Origin of the sequence: Stutzerimonas kunmingensis (assembly GCF_021432085.1) — a bacterium.
Classification (GTDB): domain Bacteria; phylum Pseudomonadota; class Gammaproteobacteria; order Pseudomonadales; family Pseudomonadaceae; genus Stutzerimonas.
In genome coordinates this window covers 3,675,118-3,695,792 of record NZ_CP090366.1, presented here as the reverse complement: position 1 = coordinate 3,695,792, position 20,675 = coordinate 3,675,118, and the positions used below count along the sequence as shown (strand labels likewise).

The following is a 20,675-nucleotide window of genomic DNA, read 5'->3' as shown; positions in this document are numbered from 1 at the left end:
GAGGCAGCGGCCAGACTGTAAACAAATCGAACAGGAGTGAGCGCCATGCGACATCTGTTGTTTCTGCATCTACTGGGCGCCAGTGTCTGGGTTGGCGGGCATCTGGTACTGCTGTTCAGTGTGCTGCCGGGTGCCCTGCGTCGCCGCGATGTGCAACCGGTACGCCAGTTCGAACAACTCTACGAGCGCGTCGGGATACCTGCGCTGCTGGTGCAGATCGTCAGCGGGCTCTGGCTGGCCAGCCTCTGGCTGCCCCATGGGCAATGGTTCGATTCGTCGCCCATGGCGCATCTGGTGCAAGCCAAGCTGGTACTGCTCGGATTTACCGCGCTGCTCGGCGTGCATGCGCGGCTGGCATTGATTCCCAAGCTGGATGCGCAGCGCCTGCCGCAACTGGGGCTACACATCGTGCTGATCACCTTGACTGCGGTTGCCTTCGTCTGGGTCGGCTCCGGGTTCCGCTTCGGTGGATTGTTCTAGCGGGCCAGACAGCAAGAAGCCCGCACATGGCGGGCTTCCCTTCACGGGTAGGCGCTATCAGCCGCAGCAACCGCCGCAGCAGCTGCCCGAGGCGCGCTTGATGTCGCGGGCGATGTCGTCCTTCATCGCCACGCGCTCCTGCTTGAGGGCATTGAGCGCGCTGTCGTCTAGAGTTTCGACACCGTCTTCGACGCGGCAGATGCGCTTGTCCAGCGCTTCGTATTCATCCGCTTTGCGGGCGAAGGCCGGATCTTCCTGACGCAGTTTCTGCAACTGCTCGCGTTTCTCAGGGAAATCCTTGATCAGTGGGTGATGTTCGACGTGCATGGAAACCGCTCCGGTTTGTCAGGAAGGCGTTCACCTTAGTCTCCTTCCTCCGAGAACCGGTTGACGGCGATCAAGCGAACCTCATTCGCAATAACCGGTCGATGAAAGGCGTTCTGTCGTGGCCTGCGCCGGCAAGCTCGCCTATGCTCTACCACGGCGTTCACCGCCATGTCCGCGGGGGCATGGCGGGCGGCCCGGTCATCCACTAAAGGAAAATCTACGTATGAGTCTGATCAACGAATTCAAGGCGTTTGCCGTGCGGGGAAATGTCGTCGACATGGCCGTGGGTATCGTCATCGGCGCTGCGTTCGGCAAGATTGTGTCGTCGTTCGTCGACGGGGTGATCATGCCGCCGCTGGGGCTGCTGATCGGCGGGGTGGACTTCTCGGATCTGGCGATAGTGCTCAAGGACGCCGTCGGCGAGGCCCCAGCGGTGGTGTTGCGGTACGGTGCATTCATTCAGACCGTGGTGGATTTCGTGATCATCGCCTTCGCCATCTTCATGGCGATCAAGGCGATCAACCATCTCAAGCGCAAGGAAGCCGAGGCGCCATCTGCGCCGCCAGCGCCCTCCAAGGAAGAGTTGTTGCTGACCGAGATACGCGACCTGCTCAAGGAGCAGAGGGGAAGCTGAAACGGGGGCCGTTACCCGGCGGCTGGCGCCGGGTAACGGGGAGCGATCACTCTGGCTTCGGAGTGTTCGCGGTGCTGGCGGGAAGTACCGGATAGGCGACTTGCGGCTGCTCGCCGGTCACGCTGTGCAGGAACGCGGTTATCGCGCTGACTTCGTCCTTGTCCAGTTTACGGCCCAGTTGGCTGTCACCCATGATGGCAACGGCCTGTTCGAGCTCCCAGACCTCACCGCTGTGGAAGTAAGGCGGGGTCAACGCGACATTGCGCAGCGGCGCGGCACGGAAGACGTACTCGTCGCTGGCGGTATTGGTCACCGCGAAGCGACCCTTGTCGCCGGTCGGCAGCACTTCGGCTCCGGGCTTCTTGATCACGCCGAAGGGAAAGTAACCCTGGCCACCAAGGTTGACGCCGTTGTGGCAGGAAGAGCAGCCGGCGTCCATGAACAGGGCGAGACCCTGCTTCTGCTTGTCGTCCAGCGCCCCGTCCTCACCCTTGAGGAAGCGGTCGAACGGCGAGTTCGGCGTGGTCAGGCTGACTTCGAAGGCTTCCAGGGCGTAGGCCATGTTGTCGAAACTGACCGGCTCCTTGTCGTTGGGGAAGGCCTTCTTGAACTCGGCGGCGTACTCCGGAATGCTCTGCAGCGTCGAGACGACACGCTCGGGCGTACTGTTCATTTCCACGCTTGCCTGGACCGGGCCCTTGGCCTGTTCCTGCAGATCCTTGGCGCGTCCGTCCCAGAACTGCGCGGCGTTGAATACGGCGTTCAGCACGGTGGGCGAGTTGCGCGGGCCCTTCTGCCAGCCGTGACCGATCGAGGTTGGCACGTTGTCGCTGCCGCCGATGCTCAGGTTGTGGCAGGTGTTGCAGCTGATGACGTGACTGCTGGACAGGCGCGGGTCGAACCAGAGCTTGTGACCGAGCATTGCCTGATCTTCGCTGACCTTCTGACCGCGGACCTCGGTGACCTTGTCGGGAATCGGTTTGAACATCGCGTTGGCGCGCTCACGCAGCTCATCTGCGTTCGCTGCGCTGGTCATTAGTAGGCTGCTAAGCAATAGCGGAATAGAGGGGCGCATCACGGAAGCTCCTTTTGTGTTGGCTGGCTCTAGGAGGCGCCTTTTCGTCAAGCGACCGCTTGACCTGCATCAAGGCGGTCGGGCGTAGTGGGCGCGACGAAATGTTTCTGCTTGTGTCGATTCGCAGTCGGCTCGCGATTTCCATCCATGTGCCTCGGCTATGCAGCGTCGTGGCGAGGCTGGGTTAGCCGGGTATCAGCCTTGCGGCGCGACCGGCGCAGCGCCAGAATGACGGCATCAATCGTGGCCAACGAGCCACCCCAGCAAGGATTCCCGATGCCTGAAACTGTCGCTGCCGGCTTGCGCCTGGCACCCGATGCGCTGACCCGTCCCTTCGAGCCCAGCCAATTCAACTTCAACGACACCTCTGAACTGGAGCCGTTTCTCGGTGTGCTCGGCCAGGAGCGCGCGGTCGAGGCGCTGCAGTTCGGCGTGGCCATGCCGCGTCCGGGATACAACGTCTACGTGATGGGAGAGCCGGGCACCGGACGCTTCTCGTTCGTACGGCGCTACCTCAAGGCCGAAGGCAAGCGTCTGGATACGCCGTCGGACTGGGTTTACGTGAACAACTTCGACGAGCCTCGCGAGCCGCGTGTGCTGGAGTTGCCTCACGGCGGCGCAACGGCGTTCATCGCCGATATCAATCAGTTGATCGACAACCTGCTGGCGACCTTTCCGGCGGTATTCGAGCATCCGAGTTTCCAGCAGAAGAAGAGCGCCATCGACCGCGGCTTCAATCAGCGCTACGACAAGGCGCTGGATGTGATCGAGAAGCTCGCCCTGGAAAAGGAGATCGCTCTCTATCGCGACAGCACCAATATCGCCTTCACGCCCATGAAGGAAGGCAAGGCGCTGGACGAAACCGAGTTCGCCCAGCTGCCCGAAGCCGAGCGCGAGCGTTATCACGAAGACATTTCCGGGCTGGAAGTGCGTCTGAACGAGGAGCTCGCCAGCTTGCCGCAGTGGAAGCGCGAGTCGACCAACCAGCTGCGCCAGCTCAATGACGAGACCATCAGCCAGGCACTGCAGCCGCTGCTGGCACCGTTGTCGGAGAAGTATGCGGAGAACGCCGGTATCGAAGCGTACCTGCAGGCCGTGCAGGTCAATCTGCTGAAGACTGTGGTCGAGCAGCTGGTGGACGAAAACCGTCCGGAAGCGCAGAACCGTGTATTGCTGGAAGAGCAATACAGCCCGAGCCTAGTGGTCGGTCACCCGGTTGATGGTGGCGCGCCGGTGGTGTTCGAGCCGCACCCGACCTACGACAATCTGTTCGGTCGCATCGAGTACAACACCGATCAGGGCGCACTCTACACCAGCTATCGCCAGTTGCGTCCAGGTGCGCTGCACCGCGCCAACGGCGGCTTCCTGATGCTGGAGGCGGAAAAGCTGCTCAGCGAGCCCTTCGTCTGGGAAGCGCTCAAGCGCGCCCTGCAATCGCGCAAGCTGAAGATGGAATCGCCACTCGCCGAGCTCGGCCGCCTGGCCACCGTGACGCTGACGCCGCAGGTCATTCCGCTGCACGTGAAGGTCATCATCATCGGTTCGCGCCAGCTCTATTACACGCTGCAGGATCTGGATCCGGACTTCCAGGAGATGTTCCGCGTGCTGGTCGATTTCGACGAGGACATCCCGCTGGCCGAGGATAGCCTCGAGCAGTTCGCCCAACTGATGAAGACCCGTACCTCGGAAGAGGGCATGGCACCGCTTACTGCCGCGGCCGTCGCCCGTCTGGCGACCTACAGTGCACGCCTGGCCGAGCATCAGGGGCGGCTGTCGGCGCGTATCGGCGATCTGTTCCAGCTGGTCAGCGAGGCTGATTTCATCCGCCAGCTGGCCAAGGATGAGGTTACCGATGTCGGCCATATCGAGCGTGCACTGAAGGCCAAGGCCACGCGCACCGGTCGCGTCTCGGCGAGGATTCTCGAAGACATCCTGGCCGGAGTGATTCTGATCGACAGCGAAGGTGCGGCGATCGGCAAGTGCAACGGGCTGACCGTACTGGAAGTCGGCGACTCGGCATTCGGCATGCCGGCGCGCATCTCTGCCACCGTCTATCCCGGTGGTTCGGGGATCGTCGACATCGAGCGCGAGGTCAATCTCGGTCAACCGATTCACTCCAAGGGCGTGATGATCCTCACCGGCTACCTCGGCAGCCGCTACGCCCAAGAGTTTCCGCTGGAAATCTCGGCAAGCATCGCGCTCGAGCAGTCCTACGGCTACGTCGACGGTGACAGTGCCTCGCTGGGTGAGTGCTGCGCGCTGATCTCGGCGCTCTCACGCACGCCGCTCAAGCAATGCTTCGCCATCACCGGCTCGATCAACCAGTTCGGTGAAGTGCAGGCGGTCGGCGGGGTCAACGAGAAGATCGAGGGCTTTTTCCGCCTGTGCGAGGCACGCGGGCTGACCGGCGAGCAGGGGGTAATCATTCCCTTCGCCAATGTCACCACGCTGATGCTCGACGAACGCGTGCTGGAGGCCGTACGCCAGCAGCAGTTCCACGTCTATGCTGTCAGGCAGGTGGACGAAGCGTTGTCGCTGCTGGTCGGTGAAGATGTGGGTACAACCAACGAGCAGGGCCATTTCCCCAAGGGCAGCGTGAATGCCCGGGTGGTCGAGCGGTTGCGCGACATTGCCGAGATCGAGCTTGAGGAAGAAGGCAAGAGCGAGCCGGCACAAGCGGAGCAAGGAGCGTCCGAGTCCGAGGGGAGCAAGTAACGCTCGCCATTGTGCGGTTTTTGAACGGAACGATAGCGCGCGCGGCGGGTCTGCAGTGGAGGAGGGCATCCACCCTCCATCCACAGGATTATCCACAGCTTCAGGGGATAAACAGGCTCTCGCGCTACATCCGCACAGGATGTTCCCGCGTCGGCCCGACGCGAGGACTGCCGTCATGCCACACAATCTTTGTCTGAACCGCCAGTGCCTGGGCCTGGTTACCCGAATCGAATGCGTCATACGCCCGCTTGCCGGCGGCAATGGGCTGTGGACATTGCTCTGTGCGGCTGGACTTGCAGACGGGCAGCCCACGGCAATCAAGGTCCAGGGCCCATTCCATGGGCCTGCGATGGCCGAATCGGTCCTGGCGGCGATCGCCGACAACCTGATGGGGCAGGGCTACTGCGAATCCGATGACCCGTCCATCTGGCAGTTGCACATGCAGGCTGAGCTGCGTCGAGTGAACGCCAACCAGGCGCGCTTTCTCGGTGGCTGGGAGTCGCGCCCCTAAGCGTGCCTCATTGCAAACCGTTCGCGTTTCTGGCTGGCTGCAGCGGCGCCTCACCGGAGCCGATGAATTTCTTATCCACATGCGCCAAACGCACCTTGGCCTGCCTTGGTGCGCTCGGCGCGGCTGCGTATACTCGCGCCTTCCTCATTTTCTGCTGTGAGACCTCATGGAGCGCATCCTCGAAAATGCCATGTACGCTGCCCGCTGGCTGCTGGCGCCCATCTATTTCGGTCTGGCGTTCGCGCTGCTGGCGCTGGCGATCAAGTTCTTTCAGGAAATCTTCCATATCCTCCCGGCGATTCTCGCGCTCAGTGAGGCCGAGCTGATTCTCAAGCTCCTGTCGCTGATCGACATGGCGCTGGTTGGCGGGCTGCTGGTGATGGTGATGATCTCCGGCTACGAGAACTTCGTTTCTCAGCTCGATATCGAGGAAGGCAAGGAAAAGCTCGACTGGCTCGGCAAGATGGATTCCGGATCGCTGAAGATGAAGGTCGCTGCCTCCATCGTCGCAATCTCGTCGATTCACCTGCTACGCATGTTCATGGATGCCCAGCAGCTCGATAGCGAAAAGCTGATGTGGTACGTGATCATCCACCTGACCTTCGTGGTCTCGGCGTTCGCCATGGGCTATCTCGACAAGCTCACCAAGCACTGATCGTCCCTCCGCAGGTGCTAAACCTGAAAAGCTGTACAGAATTGGTTTTTTGTTAAATATTCTGTACTGCTTTTCAAATGGGCAAGCGCCATGAACCTTCAGAATCTCGCCACTCATGCCCACGCTGGGCGTATCGACGCCCTCGAGCTGATTTCGCTCGAGGGCGGCATCTATCTTCTCGACATCTACCTGCAGGGTCAGCGCCATAGTCTGATCGACGCGCGCGGCGATGTGTGGCGTCTGCGGTCCGTCGAGCACGCTCGTGATCTGTTACGCGAGCTACCGGAGCTGCCCTTTTATCTGGTGCAGCAATCACCGTACGACGAGATGTGCGGTCTTGCGGAGGGCGTCCGCGAGCCGTTGCGCGTGCCGGTCGGCATGCGGTCCCAGTGGTGACGGCCGGCGGCAGGCGCGTCGGTAGCGCCCTGTTCGGTAAGCATCAAGAGAACTTGTCGTGAGCGTCGCCGCACTGCGCCTGGTGCTCGGCGACCAGTTGAGCTTCGAGCTCTCCGCCCTGGATGGACTCGATCCGACGCGTGACCGAGTGCTGCTCGCTGAGGTCGCTGAAGAAGCCGGACACGTTCCGCATCACCCGCAGAAGATCATCTTTCTGTTCAGCGCCATGCGGCACTTCGCTGAGGCATTGCGCAAACGCGGAATCACGGTGGATTACGTGACACTCGACGATCCTGCCAACAGCGGTTCGCTGGCCGGGGAGCTGGCGCGCTTCGCCGCATGGTATCGACCTGACGAAATCCACGTCACCGAGGCCGGTGACTGGCGGGTCGAACAGGCGCTCAAGAGCAGTGGACTTTCGATCACCTGGCATGCCGACCGCCGCTTCCTCTGCTCGCGGACCGGGTTCGCCGGTTGGGCCAGTGGCAAGCGACAGCTGCGCATGGAGTTCTTCTATCGCGAGACGCGTCGCCAAACGGGCCTTCTGCTGAATCAGGATGGCACACCGGAGGGCGGTGTATGGAATCTCGATACGGACAACCGCAAGCCGCTGCCACGCGGATTGCACGGCCCGATCACCTTGCGCTTCGCCGCTGACGAAACCACGCGCGCTGTGCAGGCGTTGGTGAGCGCGCATTTCGCGCATCACTACGGCCGTCTGGATGGCTTCGATTACCCCGTCACCCACGCCGAGGCCGAACAGCTCTGGCTGCATTTTCTCGATTTCGGCTTGGCCGCTTTCGGTGACTACCAGGACGCCATGGCCAGCGGCGAACCGTTCCTGTTCCATGCGCGCATCGGCGCCGCGCTCAACGTCGGCCTGCTTGACCTGCGCCGCCTGTGTGATGACGTGGACGCGGCCTACCGGCAGGGGCGAGTCGGGCTGAACGCTGCCGAGGGCTTCATTCGCCAGTTGATTGGCTGGCGTGAGTATGTGCGCGGTATCTATTGGTTGCAGATGCCTGACTATGCGCAACGCAATGCCCTCGGCAATTCCAGGCCGCTGCCGGGGTTCTACTGGACCGGGCAGACGCGCATGAACTGCATGCGCCAGGTGATCGGGCAGACGCTGGAGCATGCTTACGCTCACCATATCCAGCGGCTGATGGTGACCGGTAATTTCGCGCTGCTCGCCGGTATCGCGCCGCCCGCGCTGTGCGATTGGTACCTGGCGGTCTATATGGATGCGTTCGACTGGGTGGAACTGCCCAACGTGCTGGGCATGGTGCTGCACGCCGACGGCGGCTACCTGGGCTCCAAGCCCTACTGTGCCAGTGGCCAGTACATCAAACGCATGTCCAACTATTGTCAGGATTGCTCTTACAAGGTGCGCGAGAGTACGACAGACGATGCCTGCCCGTTCAACGCGTTGTACTGGCACTTTCTCATGCGCCACCGCGAGCAGTTGCAGGGTAATCCGCGGATGAGCATGGTCTATCGCAACCTCGCGCGGATGGAAGGCAGCAAGCAGCAGGCGCTGTGGGACCGTGGCGAGTCGCTGCTGGCGCGGCTGGATGCCGAGGACGCGCTGTGAGAAGGAAAGCGGACCTGCCATTCAAGTGCTGTGCCGCCTGCAACTTGCCGTTTGCCTGGCGAAAGAAGTGGTCGCGCTGCTGGGATGAGGTGCGTTATTGCTCCGAACGCTGTCGGCGCAATCGGCAGGGCAGGTAATGGAGGCACTGCCGGCGGCAATGCGGTGTGGGTGGCTGCGTCCGCTCGCTTCAGCTGTGCTAGGCTGGCCGACCTTTTTTCCTCTCGGAGCCCGGCATGACCGACCTCAATCTATCCACTGACGAAACCCGTGTGAGCTACGGCATCGGCCGCCAGCTGGGCGACCAGCTGCGTGACAATCCCCCGCCGGGCGTCAGTCTCGATGCGGTGATCGCCGGTATTCGTGATGCGTTTGCCGGTGTTGCCAGCCAGGTCAGCCCGGAAGCGCTGAACGCCAGCTTCGCGGTCATCCGTGAGCGGATGCAGGGTGAAGCGCAGCAGAAGGCTGAAGCCGCCGCCGCCGAAGGTCGCGCCTTCCTTGTCGAGAATGCCAAGCGCGAAGGCGTTGTGGTGCTGGAGTCGGGTCTGCAATACGAAGTGCTGACGACCGGTGAGGGCGCCAAACCGTCCCGCGAGGACAGTGTACGCACGCATTACCACGGCACGCTGATCGACGGCAGTGTGTTCGACAGCTCCTACCAGCGTGGCCAGCCTGCCGAGTTCCCGGTAGGCGGCGTGATCGCCGGCTGGACCGAAGCACTACAGCTGATGAATGCCGGCAGCAAGTGGCGCCTGTATGTACCGAGCGAGCTGGCCTATGGTGCTCAGGGCGTTGGCAGTATCCCGCCGCACAGCACGCTGGTATTCGACGTCGAACTGCTGGACGTGCTCTGAGTCCGGCTGCTGGGGCGTAGCGTCTGTGGTCGGCTGCTAATCGGTTACCGACAAGCTGCTGGTGAGCCCTGACCGCCTTGCCCGTGTGCGGCTCTCGATCTCGGTATTGCGTACTGGTCAGGGCCGCAGCGCGCGGGCATAGCTGAAGAGGAACAGGTTGCGGACCTGCTCCTTGAGCACGCAGGGTTCGCTCGTGCTCAGCTCCTGCACATCGAGATCGCCCTGCTCGCGCAGCTCCTCCAGCGCCTCCCCCTCGAGCGAAACGCATATGGCACCGGTGTTGCGATCAAGTATGCGCAGGTAGGGTTGCGGTCGATCCAGCCAGGCATCTATCAGGTAAGTCATGCGGCACCTCCAATTGATTCTCGCAATGAGAATAATTGTTATTTGCAAATATGCAAGCTCAAATGTGTACCCGTTGAGCGGGGAGGGAGGATGACTTCTTCGTGGGGTAGCTGCGCACGCGGCGCAGCGTCGATACCGCAGGGTGTTGTCAGTGTGTGCGCGCTACGGCGAAGCGGCAGAGTTCGACCAGGGCATCGCGGTACTGGTTGGCGGGAATGACTTCCAGGCAGGCGATGGCGCGTTCGGCATAGTCGCGCGCAAGTCTGGCGGTGTAGTCCAGTGCACCTGCTGCCTCGACGGCGGCGCGGATGCTTTCCAGATCATCCAGGCCGCCTTTCTGGATAGCCTTGCGGACCAGAGCTGCCTGTTCGGCAGTTCCTTCGCGCATGGTGTAGATCAGCGGAAGGGTAGGCTTGCCTTCGGCAAGGTCGTCGCCGACGTTCTTGCCGAGAGTTTCCGCGTCGCCCTGATAATCGAGTAGGTCGTCGACCAGCTGGAAGGCGATGCCGAGGTGATCTCCGAAAGTACGCAGCGCTTCACGTTGCTCCTCGCTGGCGCCGGCCAGGGTGGCCGCGCTGTGAGTCGAAGCCTCGAAGAGCATGGCGGTCTTGCCGCGGATGACTTCCATGTAGATTTCTTCGGTGGTGCTGGCGTCGCGAACTTTCGACAGCTGCAGCACTTCGCCTTCGGCGATGACGCGCGTTGCCTGGGAGATGATGCGCATCACCGGCATGGAGTCCAGTTCCACCATCATTTCGAACGAGCGTGCATATAAAAAGTCGCCAACCAGTACGCTGGGGGCGTTGCCCCACAAAGCGTTGGCGGTGGAGCGGCCGCGGCGCATGCCGGACATGTCGACGACGTCGTCATGCAGCAGTGTGGACGTGTGCAGGAATTCGATGATGGCGGCCAACAGGCGCAGCTGATCGCCCTGATGGCCGAGCGCGCTGCCGCTGAGCAGCACCAACAGTGGGCGCAGGCGCTTGCCGCCGGCCGACGTGATGTAATCCCCGATCTTTTCCACCAGAGGAACGCGCGAAGTCAGTTGCTTGCGGATGATGCCGTCGACAGCGGCAAAATCGTCCGCCACAACTTGATAGAAAGGCTGGGGTTGCATCGGGGACTCCTCGCAGATTGCGCGGCATGCTAGGGGGCGGGTCTGGCACTGTCAAGGCAACTCCAGTTGGCTATTGCGCGGGGTGTATCGCATGCGTACAATCGCGGACCCTGAACTTCCCCCTGGGCATTTCCCTGCCTTACGCAATTGCACGGGCGTCACCTTCCGGCCCCATGCAGCCATGCCAGCCACTAATCATTCTTTCAAAGCGCTGGGTGAGCAGGATCAACGGAGATACACAGATGTACGCAGTTATCGTAACCGGCGGCAAGCAATACAAGGTCGCCGAAGGCGAATACCTCAAGATTGAAAAACTCGAAGTTGCGACTGGCGAAGCTGTCACTTTTGACCGCGTTCTGCTGATCGGCAACGGCGATGATGTAAAGATCGGCGCTCCGGTGGTCGATGGTGCCAAGGTTACCGCTGAAGTGATCGCCCAAGGCCGTCACGACAAGGTCACCATCATCAAATTCCGCCGTCGTAAGCACCACATGAAGCGTCAGGGCCACCGTCAGTGGTTCACTGAGGTCAAAATCACCGGTATTCAGGGCTAATCGGGCCTGAATCCCCTTATAGGAGTATTGAACTCATGGCACACAAAAAAGCTGGCGGTTCTACCCGCAACGGTCGCGACTCAGAAGCCAAACGCCTTGGCGTGAAGATGTACGGCGGCCAGGCCATCAAGGCCGGCAACATCATCGTGCGTCAGCGCGGCACCCAGTTCCATGCCGGTTACGGCGTTGGCATGGGCAAGGATCACACCCTGTTCGCAAAAGTGGAAGGCGTGATCAAGTTCGAAGTGAAGGGCGCTTTTGGCCGTCGCTACGTGAGCGTCGTCGCAGCCTAACTGCGTCGTTGCTGGAAAAGCCCTGTCATGCGACGGGGCTTTTTTGTTTCTGTATCCTGTGAGGCTCTTGCAAAGAACTGCTCGGTGCTCATTCAGTTTTCGCTGGGTTTTTTGCAAGACCCTTACGTTTCTTGTTTCCTAAGCCCGTCCTGCGACGGGAGGCGTTCCCATGAAATTCGTCGATGAAGTATCGATTTTTGTAAAGGCCGGCGACGGCGGCAACGGCATGATGAGTTTTCGTCGTGAGAAGTTCATCGAAAAGGGTGGCCCCAACGGCGGCGATGGCGGTGACGGCGGCTCGGTGTATCTGGAGGCCGACGAGAACCTCAACACGCTGGTGGACTACCGCTACACCCGTCGCTTCAATGCGCAGAACGGGCAGAAGGGCGGTAGTACCGACTGTACAGGCGCCAAGGGTGAGGATCTTGTCCTGCCGGTGCCGGTTGGTACCACCATCATCGATGCGGCTACCCAGGAGATCATGGGCGACCTCACCAAGCCGGGGCAGCGCCTGCTGGTGGCTCAAGGCGGCTGGCATGGGCTGGGCAATACGCGCTTCAAGTCCAGCACCAATCGCGCGCCGCGGCAAACCACGCCGGGCAAGCCGGGTGATGCTCGTGATCTCAAGCTCGAGCTGAAGGTGTTGGCGGATGTCGGTCTGCTGGGCTTGCCGAATGCCGGTAAGAGCACCTTCATTCGCTCGGTGTCGGCGGCCAAGCCCAAGGTCGCTGACTACCCGTTCACCACGCTGGTGCCGAACCTCGGTGTTGTCAGTGTCGGACGCTACAAGAGCTTCGTGATTGCCGACATTCCGGGGCTCATCGAGGGGGCGGCCGAAGGCGCGGGGCTGGGGATTCGCTTCCTCAAGCACTTGGCGCGTACTCGCCTGCTGCTGCACCTGGTGGATATGGCTCCGTTAGATGGTAGCGACCCGGCTGATGCGGCGGAGGTGATCCTGCATGAGCTGGAGAAGTTCAGCCCGGCGCTGACGCAGCGCGATCGCTGGTTGGTGCTGAACAAGGCTGATCAGCTGCTGGAAGACGAGCGTGAGCAACGTGTCCGGCAGGTGGTCGAGCGCTTGGACTGGCAGGGTCCTGTATTCGTCATCTCCGCGCTGGAGAGCGAGGGTACCGAAGCGCTGAGTCAGGCGATCATGCGTTATCTGGATGAGCGCACTGTGCGCATCGCCGAAGAGCCTGACTACGCCGAGGCCCTGGCCGAGCTCGATCGCCAGATCGAAGATGAGGCGCGGGCCCGCTTGCAGGAGCTGGATGATCAGCGTGCGTTGCGCCGCGCTGGCGTCAAGGCGGCCGATGAGGTCGAAGACGACGACTTCGATGACGATGATGATGACGAGGGTGGTGCCGAGATCATCTACGTGCGCTAAGTCGAACCCCGGGCCGCTGCGCGGCCTGGTCAGGCGAGTGGTCGGTGGGCTGCCTCGTGCGCAGTCCGATCCGAAAGTGTTTTGGCCGTATAGAAGGCGGGAACGATGCGGGACAAGGTGAGCGGTGCGCGGCGCTGGGTGGTCAAGATCGGCAGTGCGCTGCTGACCGCCGACGGCCGCGGGCTCGATCAGGCTGCGATGGCGGTCTGGGTCGATCAGATGGTGGCCTTGCGCGAGGCAGGTGTGGAGCTCGTGCTGGTGTCGTCGGGTGCGGTTGCTGCGGGCATGAGTCGTCTTGGTTGGAGTTCTCGACCGAAGGCTGTGCATGAGTTGCAGGCGGCCGCCGCTGTCGGACAGATGGGCTTGATTCGCGCCTGGGAATCCAGCTTCGCTCGCTGCGATCAGCAGACGGCGCAAATTCTCGTCACTCACGACGATCTCTCGGATCGCAAGCGCTACCTCAATGCGCGCAGCACGCTGCGTACGCTCATCGATCTCGGTGTGGTGCCGGTCATCAACGAGAACGACACGGTGGTCACTGACGAAATCCGCTTTGGCGACAACGACACGCTTGCTGCACTGGTCGCCAACCTGGTCGAGGCCGATCTGCTGGTCATCCTGACCGACCGGGACGGCATGTTCGACGCCGACCCGCGTTTCAATCCTCAAGCCAATCTCATCAGTGAGGCGCGCGCCGACGATCCTGCGTTGGATGCAGTGGCTGGCGGCACGGGAGGGGCGCTGGGGCGTGGCGGCATGCAGACCAAGCTTCGTGCGGCGCGCCTGGCAGCGCGCTCTGGCGCGCATACGGTGATCGTTGGTGGGCGCATCGAGCTGGTGCTGGCGCGGCTCAAGGCGGGTGATCGCCTGGGGACGCTGCTGGCGCCGGAGTGCAGTCGGCATGCGGCGCGCAAGCAATGGTTGGCCGGGCACCTGCAAACGCGTGGCACGCTGACGCTGGACGACGGTGCTGTGCACGCGCTGCGCCAGGGTAACCGCAGCCTGCTGCCGGTTGGGGTCAGGGCTGTGCAGGGGGCGTTTCGTCGTGGCGAGATGGTCGTCTGTGTCGGCCCGCAGGGTTCGGAGGTCGCGCGCGGTCTGGTGAACTACAGTGCAGCCGAGGCGCAGCGCATCCTTGGGCGGCCATCAGATGAAATTGAAAAGCTGCTCGGGTATGTCGACGAGCCGGAGCTTATCCATCGCGACAACATGATTCTGGTCTGAGGTGAGGATGCGTTTAGCCAATTTTTCGCTGGTTTTTGGGTTGCTCATCCCTTCGCTGGCGTTGGCCGAGCAGGTCGGTGAGGTGGATACGGTCTTCAAGTGGCTCGGGCCGAATCACAAGATCGTCGTGGAGGCGTTCGACGATCCCTTGGTCGATGGTGTGACCTGCTATCTGTCTCGCGCCAAGACCGGTGGAATCAAGGGCGGGCTGGGGCTCGCGGAGGATCGTGCCGAGGCGTCGATCGCCTGTCGCCAGGTGGGGCCGATTCGCATCAACGGCAAGCTCAAAGATGGCGATGTAGTGTTCAAGGAGCGCACCTCGCTGGTGTTCAAGACCATGCAGGTGGTGCGCTTCTTTGATGAGTCGCGTAATACCTTGGTTTATCTGGTCTACAGCGATCGCGTCATCGAGGGTAGTCCGCAGAATGCGGTGACGGCGATTCCGATTCTGCCTTGGCCGGTTGCGCCGTAACTTGCGCATCGGCCCATCCTTCGCGAGTGGGGCAAAATTTGGGAATAAAAAAACCGGCGCTAGGCCGGTTTTTTCAAGAACCTGCAGTTAGGCTGCAGCAGCTTCGCCGAGGGCCTTGATGTGGCCGTTCAGGCGGCTCTTGTGACGAGCAGCTTTGTTCTTGTGGATGATGCCTTTGTCGGCCATGCGGTCAATGACCGGCACAGCAGCAGTGTAGGCTGTGCGAGCCTTGTCCAGGTCTTTGGCGTCGATGGCCTTGACCACATTCTTGATGTAGGTACGAACCATGGAGCGCAAGCTGGCATTGTGGCTGCGACGCTTCTCAGCCTGAATTGCGCGTTTTTTGGCGGAAGGGCTGTTGGCCACCGTCGAACTCCTCGAAAACTTGGGGGATTGCAAAGCAAATAAGGCCGCGAATCATGCCGACGCGAAGGGCGCTTGTCAAGCCCGGTCGAATGGCTTGAGAAGCTGGTCGGACAGAAGGGCTGCGGCTAAACTCGCCGCCTCTTTTCGTGTCGTAACTGGCCATCGATCCGGCCGGCGCTGAGCGTTCGGTCGATCAATCTCGCTGCAATTCTAGGAAGACAAATGTCCGAAAAAACCGGCAAGGGCGGATTGTTGCGCTCCAGCGCCGTGGTCAGTGTCATGACCCTGCTGTCACGCGTGTTGGGCATGGTACGCGATATGGTCGTCGCCAGCTACTTCGGTTCGGGGGCTGCGGCCGACGCGTTCTTCATTGCGTTCAAGATTCCCAACTTTCTGCGCCGGCTGTTTGCCGAGGGTGCATTCGCTCAGGCGTTCGTGCCGGTGCTTTCGGAATATCGCACCAAGCGCACGCTGCAGGACGTCAAGCAGTTGGTGGATCGCACCGCCGGTATGCTCGGGCTCATCCTTGCCGGGCTGACTGCGCTGGGCGTGCTGTTTGCGCCCTATGTGGTAATGGTCTTCGCGCCCGGCTTTCATGATGATCCGGGGAAGATGCAGCTGGCTGGCGAGCTGCTGCGCATCACCTTTCCCTACCTGATGCTGATCTCGCTGACGGCTTTCACCTCGGGGGTGCTGAACAGCTACGGCTATTTCGCGGTGCCCGGATTCACGCCTGTGCTGCTCAATGTCTGCATGATCATGTCGGCGGTGTTCCTGACCCCGTATTTCGATCAGCCGATCATGGCGCTGGCCTGGGGCGTGTTCATTGCCGGTTTCGCCCAGCTGGCCTTCCAGCTGCCGTATGTCGCCAAGCTTGGCCTGCTGCCGCGGCCAAAGGTAAAGCGGGGTGACGAGGGCGTTCGACGCATCATGCTGCTGATGGTGCCGGCGCTGTTCGGTGTCTCGGTCAGTCAGATCAATCTGTTGCTGGATACAGTGCTGGCTTCCTTTCTGCAGACCGGCAGCGTGTCCTGGTTGTATTACGCCGATCGCCTGTCAGAGCTGCCGTTGGGGGCGTTTGGCATCGCGATTGGTACGGTGATCTTGCCGAGCTTGTCGCGCCAGCATGCCGGAGACGATCCAAAGGCGTTCTCCGCAACGGTCGATTGGGCATTGCGCATGGTGCTGCTGGTAGGCGTTCCCGCTGCGCTGGCGCTGGGTATTCTCGCCGAGCCAATGATCGCCAGCCTGTTCTATTACGGCGCCATGAGCGAAGAGGCGGTGGTGCAATCGGCCAGGGCGCTGCAGGCCTATTCTCTCGGCGTGCTGGCGTTCATGCTGATCAAGGTGCTGGCGCCGGGTTTCTTCGCTCGTCAGGATCTGAAGACGCCGGTACGCGTCGCGGTCATTTGCATGGTCGCGAACATGGTAATGAACCTGATCCTGATCTGGCCGTTACAGCATGTCGGGCTGGCGCTGGCGACTTCGTTGTCGTCGATGCTCAACGCTGTGCTGCTGTTCTGGGGGCTGTACAAGGTTGGCGTCTACCGTCCTGCACCGGGCTGGTGGCTGTTCGGGTTACGCCTGGCAGCTGCCTGTGCGGCGATGGTGGCGACGGTCTGGTGGCTTAACGTGCCGGCGCAGGAGTGGTTCGTCTGGGGCTGGCAGCAGCGAGCGCTGCGGTTGGGGATTCTCGTTTGCGCAGGGCTCGCGGCATTCGCCGCCGGGTTGTTGCTGACCGGGCTGCGACCGCGGCATTTGCGGCATTGATCGACGATTCACGGGCGGAGCAAACCTGTCCGGGATGCGCAGCACGTGCGTATAATCGGCCACTTTTCAAGCAAGAAGTGCGGTATGCAGCTGGTTCGAGGCCTTCACAATCTGCGACCCCGGCATCGGGGCTGCGTCGCCACTATCGGCAATTTCGACGGCGTGCACCGGGGGCATCAGGCCATCCTGGCGCGGCTGCGCGAGCGTGCGGCCGAATTGGGGCTGCCCAGCTGTGTAGTGATCTTCGAGCCGCAACCGCGTGAGTTCTTTTCGCCGGACAAGGCGCCGGCGCGGCTCACCCGCTTGCGTGAAAAACTGCAGCTGTTGAGCGAGCAGGGCGTCGATCTGGTGTTGTGTCTGGCCTTCAATCGCCGCCTGCGAGAGCTGAGTGCCGCTGAATTCGTCCACGCCACGCTGGTGGAAGGGTTGGGTGTACGGCATTTGGAAGTCGGTGACGATTTCCGTTTCGGTTGCGACCGCGCCGGCGATTTCGACTTCCTGCTCAAGGCCGGCGCGGCCGAAGGCTTCTCGGTCGAGGCCGCCACCACCATTGAGGTGGACGGCGAGCGGGTCAGTAGCACGCGGCTGCGTCAGGTGCTGGCGGAGGGTGACCTGGCCTGCGCCGAAGCACTGCTCGGTAGACCGTTCGGTATCACCGGCCGGGTCATGCACGGGCAGAAACTGGGCCGCCAGCTCGGTGCGCCAACTGCCAATGTGCAGCTCAAACGCCGCAACACGCCGCTGAGTGGCGTGTTTCTGGTCAGTCTCGAGCTGGACGACAAGTCGCTTGCCGGTGTCGCCAACATCGGCATGCGACCCACGGTCGAGAGTGACGGTAAACCACACTTGGAAGTGCATCTGCTCGATTATCAGGGCGACCTGTATGGGCGTCTGGTGCAGGTCACCTTCCATCGCAAGCTGCGCGACGAGCAGCGTTTCGCCTCGCTGGAGGCGCTCAAGACGGCGATCGAAGCCGACATCGCCGCTGCCCGTGATTACTGGCGGGCTTCACCCCTTATGACGAGTCAGGACTGAAATGACCGATTACAAAGCGACCCTCAATCTGCCGTCCACGGCATTTCCGATGAAGGCCGGTCTGCCACAGCGCGAGCCGGAGATTCTGCAGCGCTGGAACAGCATTGACCTGTACCGGAAGCTGCGGCAGATCGGCGAAGGTCGCCCGAAGTTCGTCCTGCACGATGGCCCGCCGTATGCCAACGGCAATATTCACATTGGTCACGCGGTGAACAAGGTGATCAAGGACATGATCGTCCGCTCGCGCACCCTGGCCGGCTTCGACGCGCCTTATGTGCCGGGCTGGGATTGCCACGGTCTGCCGATCGAGCACAAGGTCGAGACCACCTTCGGCAAGAACCAGCCGGCCGATCTGACCCGCGAGCGCTGCCGTGCCTACGCGGCCGAACAGATCGAAGGGCAGAAAGCCGACTTCATCCGCCTCGGCGTCCTGGGCGACTGGGACAACCCATACAAGACCATGGACTTCGCCAACGAGGCTGGTGAGATCCGCGCCTTGGCCAAGCTGGTCGAAGGTGGCTTCGTCTTCAAAGGCCTGAAGCCGGTGAATTGGTGCTTCGACTGCGGTTCGGCGTTGGCCGAGGCGGAAGCCGAATATCAGGACAAGAAATCCGATGCCATCGACGTCGCCTTCGCGGTCGAGGATGCCGACAAGCTGGCTGCCGCGTTCGGTCTGCCCAATTTGGCCAAGCCCGCCAGCATCGTGATCTGGACCACCACGCCCTGGACCATTCCGGCCAACCAGGCGCTGAACGTGCATCCCGAGTTCGTCTATGCGCTGGTCGACACCGGCGAGCGTCTGCTGGTGCTGGCCGAGGAGCTGGTGGAGTCCTGTCTGCAGCGCTACGGCCTGGCTGGTGAAATCATCGCCCGTTGCGAAGGCAAAGCGCTGGAGCTGATCCGCTTCCGTCATCCGTTCTACGAGCGCTTCGCTCCGGTCTATCTGGCCGACTACGTGGAAACCGGTGCCGGTACCGGTATCGTCCATTCGGCGCCCGCATACGGCGAGGACGACTTCCGCTCCTGCAAGCACTACGGCATGGAGAATGACGATATTCTCGGCCCGGTGCAGAGCAACGGCGTCTACGTATCGGATCTGCCGTTCTTCGGCGGCCAGTTCATCTGGAAGGCCAACCCGGCCATCGTCGAGAAGCTCGCCGAGGTTGGCGCGCTGCTCAAGCACGAGTCGATCCAGCACAGCTACATGCACTGCTGGCGGCACAAGACCCCGCTGATCTACCGCGCCACGGCGCAGTGGTTTGTCGGCATGGACAAGGTTGCCCATGACGGCAGCTCGCTGCGCCGCCGTGCGCTGGATGCCATCGAGCAGACCGAATTCGTCCCGGCCTGGGGTCAGGCGCGCCTGCACGGCATGATCGCCGGGCGCCCAGACTGGTGTATCTCGCGTCAGCGCACCTGGGGTGTGCCGATTCCGTTCTTCCTGCACAAGGAAAGCGGCGAGCTGCACCCGCGTACCGTCGAGCTGATGGAAGCCGTGGCGCAGCGTGTGGAGCAGGGCGGTATCGAGGCCTGGTCGAAGCTCGACGCAGCCGAGTTGCTCGGCGACGAAGCGGCGCAGTATGAGAAGATCACCGACACCCTCGATGTCTGGTTCGATTCCGGCACCACCCACTGGCATGTGATGCGCGGCTCGCACCCCATGGGTCACGAAAGCGGCCCGCGTGCCGATCTCTATCTGGAGGGCTCCGACCAGCATCGCGGATGGTTCCATTCATCGCTGCTGACCGGCGCGGCCATCGACGGTCATGCGCCGTACAAGGGCCTGCTGACCCACGGTTTCACCGTGGATGAGAACGGCCGCAAGATGTCCAAGTCCCTCGGCAACGTCATCGCGCCGCAGGAAATCACCGACAGCATGGGCGCCGACATCCTGCGTCTGTGGGTCTCGGCCACCGACTATTCCGGCGAGATGGCGGTATCCAAGCAGATCCTGCAGCGCAGCGCCGATGCCTACCGTCGTATCCGCAACACCGCACGCTTCCTGCTCTCGAATCTCGACGGCTTCGATCCCGCGCAGCACATGGTGCCGAATGATCAGCTGATCGCCCTGGACCGCTGGGCCATCGACCGCGCACTGCTGCTGCAGCAGGAGATCGAGGAGGCCTACACCACCTATCGCTTCTGGAACGTCTACCAGAAGGTGCACAACTTCTGCGTGCAGGAGCTGGGCGGCTTCTATCTGGACATCATCAAGGACCGCCAGTACACCACCGGTGCGGACAGCCTGCCGCGTCGCTCCTGCCAGACCGCGCTGTATCACATCGCCGAGGCGCTGGTGCGCTGGATCGCGCCGATCCTGGCCTTCACCGCCGAGGAAATCTGGCAGTACCTGCCGGGTGAGCGTAACGAGTCGGTGATGCTCAACACCTGGTACACCGGCCTGACCGAACTGCCGCAAGGCACCGAGCTTGATCGCGCCTTCTGGGACAAGGTCATGGCAGTCAAGACCGCGGTGAACAAGGAGCTGGAAAACCAGCGTGCGGCCAAGACCATTGGCGGCAACCTGCAGGCGGAAGTCACGCTGTATGCCGAAGATGCCCTGGTTGCAGAGTTGGCCAAGCTCGGCAACGAGCTGCGCTTCGTACTGATCACCTCTGCTGTCGATATCGCACCACTGACCCAGGCGCCAGCCGAAGCCGTGGAGAGCGAATTGGTCGGCCTCAAGCTGGTGGTCAAGAAGACCGAGCACAGCAAGTGCGGGCGTTGCTGGCATCACCTTCCAGATGTTGGTGCTCATGCCGAGCATCCGGAAATCTGCGGGCGCTGCATCGAGAACATCGAAGGTGGTGGTGAGGTTCGCCACTATGCGTGACTCTGTGCTTACTGCCGTAGGGTGGGCTTCAGCCCCCCATT

22 protein-coding genes are annotated in these 20,675 nt (G+C 61.9%); 17 read left to right on the top strand and 5 right to left on the bottom strand.

The window, feature by feature from the left end:
- The first annotated feature begins 45 nt into the window (after positions 1-45).
- Positions 46-480: a CopD family protein gene (locus LW136_RS17570; RefSeq protein ID WP_014821457.1), complete on the top strand. Its 435-nt coding sequence runs from the start codon at positions 46-48 to the stop codon at positions 478-480.
- Positions 481-537: 57 nt separating this feature from the next.
- Here the strand turns inward: LW136_RS17570 and LW136_RS17565 are convergent, their stop codons facing one another.
- Entirely contained in the window at positions 538-807 is a 270-nt protein-coding gene (locus tag LW136_RS17565; protein ID WP_003281602.1) for an HP1242/YdcH family protein, read from the bottom strand.
- Positions 808-1,030: 223 nt separating this feature from the next.
- Between LW136_RS17565 and mscL the strand changes: the two genes are divergently transcribed.
- Positions 1,031-1,441 carry a large-conductance mechanosensitive channel protein MscL gene (gene mscL, locus LW136_RS17560; protein ID WP_038657142.1) on the top strand — a complete coding sequence of 137 codons (411 nt, stop codon included), beginning with the start codon at positions 1,031-1,033 and terminating at the stop codon, positions 1,439-1,441.
- Positions 1,442-1,487: 46 nt separating this feature from the next.
- Here mscL and LW136_RS17555 read toward each other — a convergent pair whose 3' ends face one another.
- Entirely contained in the window at positions 1,488-2,516 is a 1,029-nt protein-coding gene (locus LW136_RS17555) for a cytochrome-c peroxidase (protein WP_038657144.1), read from the bottom strand.
- A gap of 276 nt (positions 2,517-2,792) precedes the next feature.
- On the opposite strand from LW136_RS17555, the gene LW136_RS17550 reads away from it, so the two are divergent.
- The 7 genes from LW136_RS17550 (at position 2,793) to LW136_RS17520 (ending at position 9,238) form a co-directional block, all read left to right on the top strand.
- A complete protein-coding gene (locus LW136_RS17550; protein ID WP_044315007.1) occupies positions 2,793-5,231 on the top strand; it encodes a Lon protease family protein in 2,439 nt (812 codons plus the stop codon).
- A gap of 175 nt (positions 5,232-5,406) precedes the next feature.
- Entirely contained in the window at positions 5,407-5,742 is a 336-nt protein-coding gene (locus tag LW136_RS17545; RefSeq protein ID WP_014821453.1) for a PA4575 family protein, read from the top strand.
- 166 nt (positions 5,743-5,908) lie between these two features.
- Positions 5,909-6,397: a TIGR00645 family protein gene (locus LW136_RS17540; RefSeq protein WP_003302125.1), complete on the top strand. Its 489-nt coding sequence runs from the start codon at positions 5,909-5,911 to the stop codon at positions 6,395-6,397.
- A 90-nt stretch (positions 6,398-6,487) separates the two neighbouring features.
- Positions 6,488-6,793 carry a DUF6482 family protein gene (locus LW136_RS17535; RefSeq protein WP_230355931.1) on the top strand — a complete coding sequence of 102 codons (306 nt, stop codon included), beginning with the start codon at positions 6,488-6,490 and terminating at the stop codon, positions 6,791-6,793.
- 58 nt (positions 6,794-6,851) lie between these two features.
- Complete coding sequence (locus LW136_RS17530) at positions 6,852-8,387, top strand: cryptochrome/photolyase family protein (protein ID WP_230355929.1); 1,536 nt, start codon at positions 6,852-6,854, stop codon at positions 8,385-8,387.
- Complete coding sequence (locus tag LW136_RS17525; protein WP_080902094.1) at positions 8,384-8,524, top strand: DUF2256 domain-containing protein; 141 nt, start codon at positions 8,384-8,386, stop codon at positions 8,522-8,524. Before LW136_RS17530 ends, LW136_RS17525 begins: the two co-directional genes overlap by 4 nt.
- A gap of 96 nt (positions 8,525-8,620) precedes the next feature.
- Entirely contained in the window at positions 8,621-9,238 is a 618-nt protein-coding gene (locus LW136_RS17520; RefSeq protein WP_230355928.1) for a BamJ family beta-barrel-assembly machinery protein, read from the top strand.
- Positions 9,239-9,355: 117 nt separating this feature from the next.
- On the opposite strand, the gene LW136_RS17515 is transcribed toward LW136_RS17520, so the two are convergent.
- Both LW136_RS17515 and LW136_RS17510 read right to left on the bottom strand, forming a co-directional pair.
- On the bottom strand, positions 9,356-9,583 hold the full coding sequence (locus tag LW136_RS17515; protein WP_230355926.1) for a PA4570 family protein: 228 nt from the start codon (positions 9,581-9,583) through the stop codon (positions 9,356-9,358).
- Positions 9,584-9,731: 148 nt separating this feature from the next.
- On the bottom strand, positions 9,732-10,700 hold the full coding sequence (locus LW136_RS17510) for a polyprenyl synthetase family protein (RefSeq protein WP_038657160.1): 969 nt from the start codon (positions 10,698-10,700) through the stop codon (positions 9,732-9,734).
- A 242-nt stretch (positions 10,701-10,942) separates the two neighbouring features.
- Between LW136_RS17510 and rplU the strand changes: the two genes are divergently transcribed.
- The 5 genes from rplU (at position 10,943) to LW136_RS17485 (ending at position 14,630) form a co-directional block, all read left to right on the top strand.
- Positions 10,943-11,254 carry a 50S ribosomal protein L21 gene (gene rplU / locus LW136_RS17505; RefSeq protein WP_003302133.1) on the top strand — a complete coding sequence of 104 codons (312 nt, stop codon included), beginning with the start codon at positions 10,943-10,945 and terminating at the stop codon, positions 11,252-11,254.
- Between the two features lie 35 nt (positions 11,255-11,289).
- On the top strand, positions 11,290-11,547 hold the full coding sequence (gene rpmA / locus LW136_RS17500) for a 50S ribosomal protein L27 (protein ID WP_003281574.1): 258 nt from the start codon (positions 11,290-11,292) through the stop codon (positions 11,545-11,547).
- A gap of 169 nt (positions 11,548-11,716) precedes the next feature.
- Positions 11,717-12,934, top strand: coding sequence for an Obg family GTPase CgtA (gene cgtA / locus LW136_RS17495; protein ID WP_230355924.1), 1,218 nt, complete (start codon positions 11,717-11,719; stop codon positions 12,932-12,934).
- A 105-nt stretch (positions 12,935-13,039) separates the two neighbouring features.
- A complete protein-coding gene (gene proB / locus LW136_RS17490) occupies positions 13,040-14,158 on the top strand; it encodes a glutamate 5-kinase (RefSeq protein WP_003302144.1) in 1,119 nt (372 codons plus the stop codon).
- 7 nt (positions 14,159-14,165) lie between these two features.
- The gene (locus LW136_RS17485) at positions 14,166-14,630 is read left to right on the top strand and encodes a CreA family protein (protein ID WP_003302151.1); all 465 of its coding nucleotides are present in this window, start codon (positions 14,166-14,168) and stop codon (positions 14,628-14,630) included.
- A gap of 87 nt (positions 14,631-14,717) precedes the next feature.
- Here the strand turns inward: LW136_RS17485 and rpsT are convergent, their stop codons facing one another.
- Positions 14,718-14,996, bottom strand: a complete 279-nt coding sequence (gene rpsT / locus LW136_RS17480) for a 30S ribosomal protein S20 (RefSeq protein WP_003281567.1) — start codon at positions 14,994-14,996, stop codon at positions 14,718-14,720.
- A 222-nt stretch (positions 14,997-15,218) separates the two neighbouring features.
- Here rpsT and murJ point away from each other — a divergent pair, with 222 nt between their 5' ends.
- From murJ to ileS, 3 genes are all read left to right on the top strand, one after another.
- Complete coding sequence (gene murJ / locus LW136_RS17475; RefSeq protein WP_003302153.1) at positions 15,219-16,766, top strand: murein biosynthesis integral membrane protein MurJ; 1,548 nt, start codon at positions 15,219-15,221, stop codon at positions 16,764-16,766.
- 84 nt (positions 16,767-16,850) lie between these two features.
- Positions 16,851-17,801 carry a bifunctional riboflavin kinase/FAD synthetase gene (ribF, locus tag LW136_RS17470; protein WP_003302154.1) on the top strand — a complete coding sequence of 317 codons (951 nt, stop codon included), beginning with the start codon at positions 16,851-16,853 and terminating at the stop codon, positions 17,799-17,801.
- Position 17,802: 1 nt separating this feature from the next.
- The gene (gene ileS, locus LW136_RS17465) at positions 17,803-20,634 is read left to right on the top strand and encodes an isoleucine--tRNA ligase (RefSeq protein ID WP_234173265.1); all 2,832 of its coding nucleotides are present in this window, start codon (positions 17,803-17,805) and stop codon (positions 20,632-20,634) included.
- The last annotated feature ends 41 nt before the right edge of the window (positions 20,635-20,675 follow it).

Excerpts from the sequence above, each read along its gene's own strand:
- LW136_RS17570 (WP_014821457.1), top strand. The coding sequence starts at position 46 with ATGCGACATCTGTTGTTTCTGCATCTACTGGGCGCCAGTGTCTGGGTT.
- LW136_RS17565 (WP_003281602.1), bottom strand. The coding sequence starts at position 807 with ATGCACGTCGAACATCACCCACTGATCAAGGATTTCCCTGAGAAACGC.
- mscL (WP_038657142.1), top strand. The coding sequence starts at position 1,031 with ATGAGTCTGATCAACGAATTCAAGGCGTTTGCCGTGCGGGGAAATGTC.
- LW136_RS17555 (WP_038657144.1), bottom strand. The coding sequence starts at position 2,516 with ATGCGCCCCTCTATTCCGCTATTGCTTAGCAGCCTACTAATGACCAGC.
- LW136_RS17550 (WP_044315007.1), top strand. The coding sequence starts at position 2,793 with ATGCCTGAAACTGTCGCTGCCGGCTTGCGCCTGGCACCCGATGCGCTG.
- LW136_RS17545 (WP_014821453.1), top strand. The coding sequence starts at position 5,407 with ATGCCACACAATCTTTGTCTGAACCGCCAGTGCCTGGGCCTGGTTACC.
- LW136_RS17540 (WP_003302125.1), top strand. The coding sequence starts at position 5,909 with ATGGAGCGCATCCTCGAAAATGCCATGTACGCTGCCCGCTGGCTGCTG.
- LW136_RS17535 (WP_230355931.1), top strand. The coding sequence starts at position 6,488 with ATGAACCTTCAGAATCTCGCCACTCATGCCCACGCTGGGCGTATCGAC.
- LW136_RS17520 (WP_230355928.1), top strand. The coding sequence starts at position 8,621 with ATGACCGACCTCAATCTATCCACTGACGAAACCCGTGTGAGCTACGGC.
- LW136_RS17515 (WP_230355926.1), bottom strand. The coding sequence starts at position 9,583 with ATGACTTACCTGATAGATGCCTGGCTGGATCGACCGCAACCCTACCTG.
- LW136_RS17510 (WP_038657160.1), bottom strand. The coding sequence starts at position 10,700 with ATGCAACCCCAGCCTTTCTATCAAGTTGTGGCGGACGATTTTGCCGCT.
- rplU (WP_003302133.1), top strand. The coding sequence starts at position 10,943 with ATGTACGCAGTTATCGTAACCGGCGGCAAGCAATACAAGGTCGCCGAA.
- rpmA (WP_003281574.1), top strand. The coding sequence starts at position 11,290 with ATGGCACACAAAAAAGCTGGCGGTTCTACCCGCAACGGTCGCGACTCA.
- cgtA (WP_230355924.1), top strand. The coding sequence starts at position 11,717 with ATGAAATTCGTCGATGAAGTATCGATTTTTGTAAAGGCCGGCGACGGC.
- proB (WP_003302144.1), top strand. The coding sequence starts at position 13,040 with ATGCGGGACAAGGTGAGCGGTGCGCGGCGCTGGGTGGTCAAGATCGGC.
- LW136_RS17485 (WP_003302151.1), top strand. The coding sequence starts at position 14,166 with ATGCGTTTAGCCAATTTTTCGCTGGTTTTTGGGTTGCTCATCCCTTCG.
- murJ (WP_003302153.1), top strand. The coding sequence starts at position 15,219 with ATGTCCGAAAAAACCGGCAAGGGCGGATTGTTGCGCTCCAGCGCCGTG.
- ribF (WP_003302154.1), top strand. The coding sequence starts at position 16,851 with ATGCAGCTGGTTCGAGGCCTTCACAATCTGCGACCCCGGCATCGGGGC.
- ileS (WP_234173265.1), top strand. The coding sequence starts at position 17,803 with ATGACCGATTACAAAGCGACCCTCAATCTGCCGTCCACGGCATTTCCG.